Raw genomic sequence first — 12,894 nt, 5'->3', positions numbered from 1 at the left:
CACATGATCATTCAAAAGACTTATGAGAGGATACTTGCATACAGTATTTCTCTCGACTCTCTTGTAGATGGATATTAGCCGGGCTTGCCCGGCTTTTTTTGTTCAACCCTTGTCATTAAAAATCGCCTAACGCACGGAACTGACCGTTAGACATGAAAAATGTGACCCATAAGTGATTCATTCCTGAAGTTTTCGCTATAATCACAACACACCCTAATTATCGAGACACCACACCATGACCAAAGATTTCAAAAAACAGGCAGCGTCTGGCAGTGCTTTTGGGCAATACGGTCTGGGTTGGATGGTCGGCGGCGTGGCTATCGGACTCCTTATCGGTGCAGGCATGTACGCACTTGCCAACAAAGGCAACACCCCGGAGGCAAGCGCTACCGCCCAACCCGGCATCAGTAGCACCACCAGCCTCGGTGATAGCCCCGCGCCGACCGATTCCACCTTAGTCACCAACAATAACCAGGACAGTGCTGCGAGCAACACACCAGCGCAACCTACCGATGAAACGCCCGGTTTCAGCTATCACGCCGTATTACCACAACTGGAAATAGACGTGCCACTCGCCGCACAGGTTGAACAACAAGCAACCGCATCCAATCTAGCCAATGAAAAAAAGCCAGCGGCTGTACCACCGCCCAAAGAAGCGGAGAAAAAACCCGCTGCGGCGGATACCCCACCAAAAGCAGATACCGCCAAACCAGAACCCAAGAAAACCACCCCTGCCGCGATCACGGGAACCAATGCCTTTCAGGTTGGTTCCTATAAAACCCAAGATCAGGCAGCCGACATGCAAAACCGCCTAAAGAAAAAAGGGCTGAATAGCCAAGTAGAAGCCGCCAATATTCAGGGGGCAACCTGGTTTCGGGTGCGCGTAGGGCCTGCAACCTCCCCGGAAATGTTGCAACAATGGCAACAAACGTTATCTGGAATGGGAATTAGCCCTATGGCTATCCGTATGTGATAATGGCGACCATTTAATTGAATGACGTATTGATTTCACGAAAACAAGGGAGACACTAACATGGCATACTTGGATATGAATTCGGGTACACTGGTTGCCAATGCCAGTGAAACCGAACGTGCGGGCTTCATTCGCCGCACTTACCTGCACTTAGGTGGGGCAATCGTGGCTTACGCCGCACTGACCACTTTACTGATTCAATCTGGCGCAGCTAAACCGCTGATGCAACTGATGCAAGGCAGCATGTGGAGCTGGCTGATTGTGCTGGCGCTATTCATGGGCGCATCGTATTTCGCCGACAAATGGGCGCATTCTGCCATTTCCAAAGAAATGCAGTACGCGGGCTTAGGGCTGTACGTCGCTGCCTTTGCAGTGATTTCCACCCCGCTGATTTACGGCGCATTGAATTTCGCCCCTAACCCGAATGTGCTACCGAGTGCAGCGCTGCTGACCTTGATGCTGGCGGGCGGGATTACCTTCACCGCGTTTACCACCCGTAAGAACTTTTCGTTCTTGGCACCGTTTATCACCGTCGGCAGCTTTATCGCACTGGGTGTGATCTTAGCCAGCATCCTGTTTGGGTTTACCTTAGGGTTGGTGTTCTTTGGGATTATGATTGTATTTGCGGGCGCGGTCATGCTGTACCAAACCTCACAAATGATCCATGAATACCACACCGATCAGCATGTCGGCGCTTCACTGGGGCTGTTTTCCAGCGTCGGTTTAATGTTCTGGTATATTGTACAATTCCTGATGAGCTTGACAGGTAACGACTAAGCCTACACGCCTTCGGTGGAGTTGAATGAGGCGTCCTGCGGGACGCCTTTTTATTGCGCCTAATAAATAGGTAAATTAAACAGGTAAACACATGGCTACTTACGCAATCGGTGATTTACAAGGGTGTTACGACCCACTCATGCGCCTTTTGGATACACTGCGCTTTGACCCCCGGCAAGACACGCTGTGGTTTGCCGGGGATTTGGTAAATCGTGGCAAACAATCGCTGGAAACCTTACGCTTTGTGCACTCCCTGCGGGATGCCGCCGTGTGTGTATTGGGCAACCATGACATCAGCTTGCTGGCAGCACATCATGGGCTGCGTAAACCGCACAAGAGTTTGAAACTGTTGCTGGATGCACCCGATTACCCCGAATTGATTACTTGGCTGGCGCAACGCCCTTTATTGCATGTGGATAACCAGCTAGGGTACGCCATGAGTCATGCGGGTATTCCCCCGCAGTGGGATTTAGCCACCGCGCAAACCTGCGCTCGTGAAGTCGAAGCTGAACTCACCAGCCCCCGCGTTGCCGAGTGGTTAGCACTGGTGTATGGCGACCAGCCGGATACCTGGAACCCGGCGGATAGCCAGCCAGACCGCCACCGCTACATTCTCAATGCCTTCACCCGAATGCGCTATTGCCGTGCCGATGGCAGCCTCGAATTTGAGGCCAAAGGCAATCCCTTTGATACCAGCTCACTTTTCACACAAACCAGGGAACTTACTCCGTGGTTTGCCTCTCCAATAAAACAAGCCCTAGGTGTGACCGTACTATTTGGTCATTGGTCTACTTTGGGGTACTATAATGGAAATTATGTCATTGCGCTGGACACGGGCTGTGTATGGGGCGGTCAGCTCAGCGCTATTAGAATCGATACCAAAAATCAACAACCTACCTGCATTCGATGTGACGACTATGGCTGATGAAAAAAAAGACACCGAACCCAGCAATTACGCTGGTACTGTAAAAGTAACAATCCGTGGGCGGGATTATTACGTGCATGTTTCCGCGCCCATGCCAATGATGCCATTGGAAGATTTACAAAAAGGGCTAGAGCGCAACCGCGCTATTATTAAGGCGAGCCAAGAAAAAATGCGCGACATGTTTCTCATGGAGGCGTTTGAATATGCTGCACCCTGGACACTGAACTATGACAGCCCCACCCAAGATGCAATCCAAGCTCATATTAATATCAATATGTTAGTGCCGCTGATCAACCTCAAAGGCGGCGCTGCCAGCTATGAAAAGCCTGAAACTTTTCCGGTCAAACAACGTATCGAAATGATGCGCAATGTTGCCGAGAAAAGCGTGTTCATGGATAAGATGCTCAACCAAAACACCATGAACACCGCCATTACCATGACATTTATGCTCATCGTGGTCTTAGGGCTAGTACTACTCTAACAGCGCTGCCTCCGGCTGTTCTCCTGTCAATTGCAACACTTCTGCCACTACCGCCTCAATCGTCGGCAAATCAGGAATAAAGCACAGCAAATGTGAAGCGCGGACTTGCCTTGCCACATAGGGGCAACGCTGCACATTACCGCTGTGATCATCGCGCAAGGTATCGGGCAAAATGTCCAAGGTATTCAAGCCCCCCTGCACCCGCAACGCAATAAACGGCAAACCCGGCAACGCTGATACGGTATGTAAGATCAGGCATTTACCTTCGCCAGACTCGTCGGCCACTTCCTGCATACACAAGGACTCTAGGGACACCACGGGAATTTGCCGGTTACGCCATTGCAACCAACCCTCCAAGCCCGGATGTTCCGAAGGTGTCAGTTCGCCTCCCGTCACCAATTCTGCCATCAAATTGACTGGCAATATCAAACTACCGTGATGCAGGCGCACGATCAGGCTTTTGATCGCAGGTTGTTGTGCAGGGTTCATGCTGGCAAGTTCTCCCACTCATGGGTATTGTTGGCTTCGTGCCCACTGGCTAAGACCTCTTGTAAGGCATCCAGCAGCACTTCGTTTTGGTAGGGTTTGCCGAGGAAACCCGTTGCGCCCAACGCTCCGGCATGTTCCCGGTGTTTTTGCGCAGTACGCGAACTGATCATAATCACCGGCAATCGCGCCCATTGCGGGTCACGCCGCAGATGCCCCAGCAACTCAAAGCCATCCATACGCGGCATTTCAATATCCAGCAACACCACGTTGGGTTGGAATTCCGCAATACGCTCCAGTGCCTCCATGCCGTCTTTCGCCGTCAGCACCGTGTATTCACGGCTATTGAGGAATTTTTCAGTCACACGGCGCACCGTAATCGAATCATCCACGACCAACACCCGTGGCGGCCCGCTGGGTTCATCAGGCGCAGACAGCTCTTCAACGGCAAGTACAGGTGCTAACACTGGTGGGGTTTCCGCCAGCCGTGCCAGTTCTGCCATATCCGGCACAAGGTAGACACTGCCATCCGGCGCAACTGTTGCCGCCGAGTACAAGCGGCAACTTTTGAACAAGGTTCCCAGCGGTTGCAATACCACTTCGCGCCGCCCACGCACGTGATCAATCACCCATGCCAGCGCCTGCCCCTGCAACTGAATAAACACCACTGGGAAACGCTCATCAGCAGCGAATACAGGCTCCGCACGTTGCCCACCCAAGACCTCCGCCAGATGATGCAAGGCGTAAGCTTCCCCCGCAAACATCAACTTTTCAGCACCAGATTGCAGCGCTGCTTGAATCTGCTGCCCGGACAAACGTGCCAAACCTTGAACCCCCGTAATCGGTAAAGCATACACTTGGGTTTGCACGTCAACCAGCAGCACCGGGTTCACCACCAAAGTGAAGGGCAAATGCATGGCAAACGTCGTGCCTTCACCCGGCTTAGAGGCGATCTGCAAACTACCGCCCAAAGCTTTGAGTTCGGAATGCACCACATCCATGCCAATACCTCGCCCTGAAATTTGACTGATGGTGGCTGCGGTGGAAAAACCGGGGCGTAAAATCAAACGATCCAATTCCACTTCCGGCAATTCCAGCCCCTTGCCCACCAAACCCATTTCGATAGCACGCTCACGCAAGCGTTCACGGTTCAAACCACGCCCGTCATCACGGAAACGGATCACAATTTCATTGTCATCTCGGCTAATCGTCAGGGTAATGTTACCGGTACGGGGTTTACCTGCCTGTTCACGCTCTTCCGGGGTTTCCAGACCGTGTGAAATGGCATTACGGATCAAATGTTCCAACGGGGCAGTCATGTTTTGCAACAAATTACGGTCGAGTTCGCAGTCTTCACCCTGCACTTCCAGAGCCACTTGCTTGCCCAGATCACTCGCCACTTGACGGGTCAAACGGCGTAAGCGCGGCACCAGCATGGTAACAGCCACCAAGCGCGTGTCGAGTAAATCGCGCTGGAGTTTGCGGGTGGTGCGCATATCGGCTTGCAATAATTGTTCACCTTTACGTACCTGAGCCGCCAAATCCGCTTCCAAATTCACCAAGTCGTTCAGGCTTTCTGCCAATGAGCGCGAAATGCGTTGTACCTCGGCATATTGATCCATTTCCAGCGGGTCAAAACCGGCATCGTTGGCAGCCGTTTTGCTGGCTTGCAAACGTTTGCTACGCCCGTCGTGGATGCGGGCCTCGCTTTCCACTTCCAAAGTACGGATTTGCTGACGTAAGCGGGCTACCGTGCGCACCAATTCATCCACGTCCATCCCCATGCTGCTGAGGTGTTCGGACATGTGTACCTGTTGCACATTGAGTTCCACCACCCGATCAATCAGATTATCCACAAACACGGCAGGCAAGCGGATGGTTTCATGGGGGTTACTGATGGCTGCGGTGGATGGCGTGGCATCCGGGGCAGATGTGGCGCGGGAAGTACTATCCAGCACGCTAATATCGGGCAAGCTATCGGCTTGTTCCAACAACAAACGTTCCAGCAAACTGCCTGATTCCGTCTGTGCCGACCGTTGCCGCACCCAAGCATCGGCTATCGGCGCTGGCATTGGCTCAACAAGCGGCGCAACTGGCGTGAGATCGGGCAATTCTGCCAAGACTGGCGTTGATGGCATCGTTGACGGCATCACGGTTTCCGGCAGCGTATTGACCTGTGCGTTGGGTTGATGCAACGCTTCCGTCAGGGTATGCAGTTGGTCAACTGCCAGTTGCAAACGCTCAATATCCGCATCCGACACGCGCCCAACGCCGTGTAAATGGCTTAGCAGCGTTTCAGCGTCATGACTGACATCAGCCAGTGAAGCCAATTGCGCCATGCGAGCTCCACCTTTGAGGGTGTGAAATTCACGTTCGAGTTCGCGGATAATGTCACGTTCTTCCGGTGCTTCCCGCAGGTGTTGCAGATTACGGTCGAGCGCCTGAAGCTGTTCCGGGACTTCCTCCCAGAACAATTGCCAGATCATCCGCGATTCGGCATCGGCTTCTGCGGTATCATCGACTTCCGGGGCTGGTTCTGGAACGCTTTCCGGCTCAATATTCACAGTAAAATCAAATACTGGTTCGTAATCGGCAGTAGGTTCGGGAACGCTTTCCGGCTCAATATCACTAATAAAATTAAGCACGTATTCGGGTTCAGATTCAGGGACACTAATCGGTTCAGCAAACTCGACCAGTGCTTCAGGCAACAACGCTGGTTTGGCGACCGGCTCTGCGGCGGAAAAGTCCCACGTTTCCAGTGGCGCGGCTTCCGGCGGCAGCAATACGGTTTCCGCTTCCGCAATCATGCGCTCAACACGCGCATCTTTTTGTGAAGCATTCAGGAAATAATCGAGCCTTACCCGCAATTCCTCTACGGCTTTGCCAATTTGCGCGGAAACCCGCTCATCGGCTTTCAATTGCCCGCTCATGACGTGATTCAACAAGTCTTCGTGAATCCAAGCAAAATCACCCAGTGCAAACGCCCCCGCCATACGCCCACTGCCTTTCAGGGTATGAAAGGCACGCCGGATTTCCACCAAGGTTTCACGCTGGGTTCGCGCCTTATCCCACTGCGGGTAAAGCGTTTGCAGCGTCTCACTGATTTCGGTCACTTCTTCGCTGAAGATCTCGAAGATGTCCTCACCCAAGGCTTCCCGCAACGCTGACACTGCCGAGGCGGCAGAAGCCGCTTCAGCCGCTATGCCGGTACTAGCACTGGCTCGATCGGCATCCGTAAACGTTGTAGTAAAGTCGATGGTGTGCGGTGTTGCGCTTTTTTTTTTGCCTCAACGTCGGCTTCCAGCTCGTCGAGATCCACATCATTCAACAGGTTCAGATCACTGGAATGATCCAGCTCACGCAGCTTGGCAAACCCGATCGGCAACAGCGATAAATAATCTTCCTGATGCAAACGTGCCGACACCGAAGCTTCAAACAAGGTCAGAACATCCGCAAACGTAGCCAACTCATCCAATGATGGCTGACGCTGGTGCGCCAACAAATCCTCACGCACATAGCGCACGGCAGTATCCACCAGTGGCAATAATTCACTCGTACCTGCAATGGTCAATGCACCGCTGATGTTTTCCAACAAAGTGGCGACTTCTTCCAGACACACAAATGCCCAGCCTTCTTTATAAAACGCCACCATCCGAGTCTGAGCACGGCTCAATTCCGTCAGGGTTGAGCGTAACAGGCTACGTTCATCCGAAGGATCGGGCGTATCGCTGTCTTGGCTGAAAATGGTTTCGGTCAAATCATGTCCGGTTTCGGCGTATTCAGCGAGTACTTTTTCCAAACGGGCGTAGTGGGTACTAATCCCCAACATGGCTTCCAAATCTTGCGCTGCACCGCTGGCTAAACGTGCTTTTAACGCCGTTGCCAACTCAGATGTAAGCGTTCCTGCCTGCCCCAAACCCAACATCGCCAAGGTACTGGCAAGATTCTCGGTTTTGTCAGCAAGTTTGCCGAGTAATTCGGGTTGGCGTTCCTGATCTTGCATCGCATCGAGAATACTTTGCAAATTACGCAATTCTTCGGTGACAGAAGAAGCCACCGCCCGCCACATATCACGCCCAGGCGTGGTGTAATAATGGCGTAATTCATCCAAGGTCTCGCCTTGCGGCAGATACAAATCCAGATGGTAAGCCGCTTTGACTTTATCCGTAATCGTTGCACCCGGCTCAGCCAAGCCAACGTAATACAGCAGGTTTTTAATGAATTCATCCGAGAGAACGCGGTCATAACGCGCCTCGCCCATCTCCGCGAAACGGCGGATTTCACGCTCCAGCCGCCCCACCAGCATTTTGACCGCCACCCCTTGTTCCAAACGCCCGTGTTCCAGCGCATCCGTCAAACCGGAGGCAATCCACCACAAAGAACGCAAGCGCTGGCTGCGATTGAGCTTAATCATATTGTCAGTGACTTTGCCCGCTGCCTGTAACATGCGCTCCGGTTGCTCCTGACGGAACCAACCCAACAGAGCTTTTTGCAGAAAAAATCGCAACTTGGTGCTGACCTGCTGTAGTTTTTCCAGTGGCAATGACACGTATTCACTAGTACCAATCACCGCATCACTGGCATGACCGTCTTCTGGCAGGAAAATCAAATGCTCAGACAACAACTCCGCCTCGCGGGATGCGCGTAAATTATTCAGCGCAGGCAGCACAATCACCGGCAAGTCGGCATAACCTTCCTGCAAATGCTTGAGGTATTCCGACAATTGCAGCAAACCTTCGGCAACCGCATCCTGAGCCGCCCGCAGGTTTTCCACCCGATCCTGAATCAGGGCATCCAGCAACAGCACGATTTCACGGCTGAGCATAATGACACCGCTGGCATCCAGCATTTCTAAAACCCCATTCAAGTGGCGGCAAGTTTCACGGCTGACACTTAATTCACCCTTGTCGGCTGTCTCGGTGTAACGCCCGAACGATTGCCGCGCTTGCTCAATGGCCAGCTCGGTATCCTTGATGACCCATCCAAGACGGCTTGCCAAACTTGATTTATCCGAAATCATATTGCACCTGTCATTATTGTTTTTCTTCGGCCAGATTGAAATCCGCGATAGCACCGCGCAAATCAGCCGCTGTGGCATTCAGATCCGTGACCAGATCCCTGGTTTCTTCGCTGTAACGGGCGGTTTGCTGGGTAATCTCCTGAATCGCATTCATGGTATTCGCCACCTGCCCCGCCATATTCGCCTGTTTGCCTGCTGCCTCGGAGATATTACCGATCAAACGTGCCAGACCCACGGTAACATCTTCCACTTCATCGAGCGCAGCACCGGCTAATTCGGCATTCCGCGCCCCATCCACCACTTTCGCGGTGGTTTCCTCCATCGACGCCATTACCTCACTGGTATCGGCTTGCATGGTACGAATCAGCACATCAATCTTGCGGGAAGCCTCCCCCGCTTGTTGCGCCAATTGCTGCATTTCATCCGCCAAGCGCCGGAAACCTGCATTGCCTTGAGCGCTGCCGCTCATCGCTTGGCTAGAACTGGTTTGAATCGATGCATTCAGTGCCAGAATATTGGTCTGTTCCGCAATGTCATTCATCAGGCGCACAATGTCGCCCACTTCCTGCGAACTTTCCCCTAAACGTTTCAAGCGTTTGGAGGTTGCCTGAATTTTCTCGCGGATCGCGCCCATATCGGCAATTGTTGCCCGCACGGTATGCGCCCCCGCTTGGGAAATATCCAATGATTTACGGGCAACGTCGGTAGAACTCGAAGCGTTGCGCGATACCTTCTGGATAGATTTTGTCATGGTCGCAATCGCCGAGGTGACGACACCAATTTCCTGTGCCTGACGGGCAGACGATACCGCCAAACTGTTGATGCGTGTATCGGCATCCTGTGCAAAGCCGGTCAGACGATGGGAGGTCATATCCACCCGCATTACCAGCGCCTGCAATGCATCCACCGCGTAGTTCACCGCATCAGCAATTGCCCCGGTCACGTCTTCTGTCACCGTCGCCCGCATCGTCAAGTCCCCATCTGCCAGCGAGCTCATCTCATCCAGCAAACGCAATACCGCCTGTTGCTGCTGGCGTGCCTCACCTGCTGACTGGGTATGCATCTGACGTTTCAGGTGCAGTAATAACACCCCCATGACCAGCAGCAGTAGCAGCAATATCGCAATAATAATCTGATAAGCCAGCAGACTCATTAGCGCATCTCCCCACTTTCCAGTGCAGCCACCAATTTGAATGCCTCCAGCACCGCGACGGGCTGATCGTCCAATAGCAACCATTGGCGCGTAAAGCGCTGCCAATCCCCTGCCAATGCAGGCGGTGCATCACACACCGGGGTATCAGACCAAATATGGCGCACCCCTTCAAAGTTACCTGCCTGTAACCCGAACCATTCGTGCGAGCCACGCACCACAAACGCCCGCCCGGAAGCCAGCGGCCGCTCTTTTTCCAGTAATAACCCCGCCACATCCACCAGCGTCACCAGTTGTGCGCGGCAATAAATCACGCCACTCACCCACGCAGGCACACCCCGCACACCAGCAACGCTGGCAGGTGTCACCACCTCTTCAACTTGATCGCAGGGAATCAGGCAAAGCAAGCCCCCCACATGCACCTGGAAGCCCGACCACTCCTGTAATTCTTGCGCATGGTGTTGACGTGAGCGGCGTTTTTTTTCCCGCAACAAGGCTAAGCCAGCCAGTAATTCGTAAGGGCTAGCCATGTTTACCAGCCTTAATGGCAAACTGCGCAATGGTTTCCAGTAGGACTTTGGGTTCGACCGGCTTGACTAAATAAGCTTTCGCTCCTTGCCGCAGCGCCCATACCCGATCAGTTTCAGTCGATTTGGAACTGCATACCACGATAGGAATGTGTGCGGTTTCAAGTGTGCGTGTTAATTCACGGGTTGCTTGAAACCCATTCAGCAGGGGCATGACGACATCCATCAGGATCACATCCGGCTGGCGTGCTTTAGCGACCTCAATCCCTTCCTGACCGTTGCAGGCAACACTCACCTGGTAGCCCTTTTTCTCCAGCAATGCGGTAAAAATACGGGATTCAGTCAAAGAATCGTCGATGATCAGTACATGCAGCCCAGACATAACATTCCCCTTACTCGTCAATTAGATCAATGAAGGGCATCTCATGGGTTTCTGCTGGTGCTTCCGGCGGCTTAGGCGCTTCAGGTAACTTTACATGCGTATAAATAGCTGCCAGCAAATCGTCTTTGGTGAACGGCTTGGTCAGGTACTTATCAGAACCCGCCAAGCGCCCCCGCGCCATATCAAAAATGCTGTCTTTGCTCGACAAGAGGATAACCGGGGTATCACGGTACTGTCGGTTTGCCTTGATGAGTGCGCAGGTTTGATAGCCATCTAAACGTGGCATCATAATATCCACGAAAATAACATCCGGTTTAAAGGACGCTATTTTTGACAGTGACTCAAAACCATCACCGGCAGTGACCACCCAACACCCCTGCTCAGTGAGTAATACCTCAGCAGTGCGCAGAATGGTTTTGCTGTCATCCACCACGACAACTTTCAGGCCGGTCAGGTCGCGTTCAAGCGTATTGTTTAGGGTATCAGGCATATTCACACTTTAACCTAGTTCGTTGTTTTTGTAATTATTACCGACTAACCGACTCGCCTGGCAAGCTTGAGCTTACAGAAGGTCTTTATGCCATGATAGGCAGTGCCAGCGCGTTATTGTATGCCAAACAGTTTACCCAACCCATTGCCTGAATACCCAAGCTTTTCAGATAAAGTGTCATGCCGCTAAGGAATAATAATCGCCGCCCACCAAGGTGACATGCGTAATTTCTGGCGAACAATTCCGGCGAATCGGCAAACCTGTAGAACCAATACCCCGACTGGTATAAATCCAAGACTCATTGACCCGATATAAACCCTGCACGTATTTACGCCCCAAATACGGACGGATAAACGGCTTGCCCGGTTTGAGTTGCACCTGCCCGCCATGTGTATGCCCGGACAATTGCAAAGAAATACGGGTATCATCCGCATACCAATCCAGCATATCCGGCTCATGCGCCAACAGCACTACCGGCTTATTACCGCGTAATTTATCTAAAGTCGCCTTAATGTCAGGTTTACCGAGCCAGCCATCGTCAATGCCCGCCAGATGAAATACACCACCACTGTGCTGAATATCCAAGCCGTCATTGCGCAGTACCGGAATACCGTGCTTGGCGAAGGTTTCCTCAATCAATACCGGATCAGTTTTAATGTCGTGGTTGCCCATGACCGCGAACACGCCGTAACGCGCATTCAGCCCCGCCAGCACAGGTACAAGATCCAGAATATCTTCGCCATCGTGCCACACGTAATCGCCCGTCAGCACCACCAAATCCGGCTTGAGGGCGTTGGTTTTTTCCACTGCACGCTGAATATGTTCAACCTGTGTGTACGGGCGTAAATGCATGTCGGTGAGCTGCACAATGGTGAAGCCCTCCAAGGCCAGCGGCAAATTTTTCACCGGAATTTCCACGAATTCTTCCACCAGCCAACGGATTTCATTGGTACGTTCCGCGTGGCGGTCATCGTGGAAATAATTCATGCGCCCAATGCGGTTAAGTACCCGCTGGGGCGTCATTGACGCTGTTTTCAACATGCTGATAGCCTCTGGTTACATACCAAAACGGAACACAGCCGTTTCAGTAACGCCGGATTCGCGCACACTTTTCAGTGCAGTTGCATACGCGCAGAGGATACCTCCCGCATACACAATACGTTCGCGGAAATAACTATCCGCTTCCGGTTTGTTTTGTATCGGATCCGCATTGAGGACAGATTCCACATTGCGCACAATCAGTTGTTCAGGGATGTAGCAAATACGGTTATTTTTGTAACTGCTCATCCGTAATTCTGCCACTGGGTAAGCGCCGCCATCTGATGAGGAAACCGCCACAATCAAGGCAGGCTTATGAGCAAGCTCACCTGCCCCCCAGAGCAAAAAGAAATTCTTTAACCCGGCGGGGACTTGCCCGTGCCATTCCGGGGCAATGATGACAAAACCATCACTGGTTGCCAGTTTTTCCGATAAAGGGTTGAGTAATGCCTGCCATTTAGCCTCACCGTTCCAAATCCCCTCATCCCACAAGGGCAAGGGGTTGCCTGCCAGTGAAAACACCTCAGTCGTCGTTGCCTGCTTATTATCCAACAACGACTGCGCTATGTAACGCGCTACTTTGTCACTTTGCGAATTTTCACGGTGGCTACCACTGATGATCATGATTTTCATGTTACGCTTTCC

At 52.4% G+C, this 12,894-nt stretch carries 13 protein-coding genes; 4 read left to right on the top strand and 9 right to left on the bottom strand.

The genetic code is table 11. The features are described from left to right. Window positions 1–235 precede the first annotated feature (235 nt). From L2Y54_RS05145 to L2Y54_RS05130, 4 genes are all read left to right on the top strand, one after another. The gene (locus L2Y54_RS05145; protein ID WP_236500587.1) at window positions 236–973 is read left to right on the top strand and encodes an SPOR domain-containing protein; all 738 of its coding nucleotides are present in this window, start codon (window positions 236–238) and stop codon (window positions 971–973) included. 60 nt (window positions 974–1,033) lie between these two features. Continuing rightward, window positions 1,034–1,750, top strand: coding sequence for a Bax inhibitor-1/YccA family protein (locus tag L2Y54_RS05140; RefSeq protein ID WP_236500579.1), 717 nt, complete (start codon window positions 1,034–1,036; stop codon window positions 1,748–1,750). Window positions 1,751–1,841: 91 nt separating this feature from the next. Next, entirely contained in the window at window positions 1,842–2,675 is an 834-nt protein-coding gene (locus L2Y54_RS05135; protein ID WP_236500572.1) for a symmetrical bis(5'-nucleosyl)-tetraphosphatase, read from the top strand. After that, a complete protein-coding gene (locus L2Y54_RS05130; RefSeq protein ID WP_236500564.1) occupies window positions 2,668–3,156 on the top strand; it encodes a hypothetical protein in 489 nt (162 codons plus the stop codon). Before L2Y54_RS05135 ends, L2Y54_RS05130 begins: the two co-directional genes overlap by 8 nt. On the opposite strand, the gene L2Y54_RS05125 is transcribed toward L2Y54_RS05130, so the two are convergent. The 9 genes from L2Y54_RS05125 to L2Y54_RS05085 all read right to left on the bottom strand — a co-directional run bounded on the left by L2Y54_RS05125 (window position 3,148) and on the right by L2Y54_RS05085 (window position 12,882). After that, window positions 3,148–3,645 (bottom strand): chemotaxis protein CheW, encoded by a 498-nt coding sequence (locus L2Y54_RS05125; RefSeq protein ID WP_236500562.1) that lies wholly within the window; start codon window positions 3,643–3,645, stop codon window positions 3,148–3,150. The genes L2Y54_RS05130 and L2Y54_RS05125 overlap by 9 nt on opposite strands. Beyond that, the gene (locus tag L2Y54_RS05120; RefSeq protein ID WP_236500558.1) at window positions 3,642–6,812 is read right to left on the bottom strand and encodes a response regulator; all 3,171 of its coding nucleotides are present in this window, start codon (window positions 6,810–6,812) and stop codon (window positions 3,642–3,644) included. Before L2Y54_RS05120 ends, L2Y54_RS05125 begins: the two co-directional genes overlap by 4 nt. A 29-nt stretch (window positions 6,813–6,841) precedes the next feature. Further along, complete coding sequence (locus L2Y54_RS05115) at window positions 6,842–8,662, bottom strand: FimL-related protein (RefSeq protein ID WP_236500556.1); 1,821 nt, start codon at window positions 8,660–8,662, stop codon at window positions 6,842–6,844. Window positions 8,663–8,675: 13 nt separating this feature from the next. Beyond that, the gene (locus L2Y54_RS05110; RefSeq protein WP_236500554.1) at window positions 8,676–9,815 is read right to left on the bottom strand and encodes a methyl-accepting chemotaxis protein; all 1,140 of its coding nucleotides are present in this window, start codon (window positions 9,813–9,815) and stop codon (window positions 8,676–8,678) included. Next, complete coding sequence (locus tag L2Y54_RS05105; RefSeq protein WP_236500545.1) at window positions 9,815–10,342, bottom strand: chemotaxis protein CheW; 528 nt, start codon at window positions 10,340–10,342, stop codon at window positions 9,815–9,817. The genes L2Y54_RS05110 and L2Y54_RS05105 overlap by 1 nt, the downstream gene beginning before the upstream one ends. Further along, window positions 10,335–10,721: a response regulator gene (locus L2Y54_RS05100; protein ID WP_236500542.1), complete on the bottom strand. Its 387-nt coding sequence runs from the start codon at window positions 10,719–10,721 to the stop codon at window positions 10,335–10,337. The genes L2Y54_RS05105 and L2Y54_RS05100 overlap by 8 nt, the downstream gene beginning before the upstream one ends. 10 nt (window positions 10,722–10,731) lie before the next feature. Beyond that, window positions 10,732–11,211: a response regulator gene (locus L2Y54_RS05095; protein ID WP_236500541.1), complete on the bottom strand. Its 480-nt coding sequence runs from the start codon at window positions 11,209–11,211 to the stop codon at window positions 10,732–10,734. 177 nt (window positions 11,212–11,388) lie between these two features. Next, window positions 11,389–12,252 carry a metallophosphoesterase gene (locus L2Y54_RS05090; protein WP_236500534.1) on the bottom strand — a complete coding sequence of 288 codons (864 nt, stop codon included), beginning with the start codon at window positions 12,250–12,252 and terminating at the stop codon, window positions 11,389–11,391. A gap of 15 nt (window positions 12,253–12,267) precedes the next feature. Continuing rightward, window positions 12,268–12,882 carry an NAD(P)H-dependent oxidoreductase gene (locus tag L2Y54_RS05085; RefSeq protein WP_236500526.1) on the bottom strand — a complete coding sequence of 205 codons (615 nt, stop codon included), beginning with the start codon at window positions 12,880–12,882 and terminating at the stop codon, window positions 12,268–12,270. Window positions 12,883–12,894: the final 12 nt, after the last annotated feature.

The sequence above is a fragment of the Thiothrix winogradskyi genome (genome assembly GCF_021650935.1).
Classification (GTDB): domain Bacteria; phylum Pseudomonadota; class Gammaproteobacteria; order Thiotrichales; family Thiotrichaceae; genus Thiothrix; species Thiothrix winogradskyi.
This window is presented reverse-complemented; position numbering and strand designations above follow the sequence as displayed.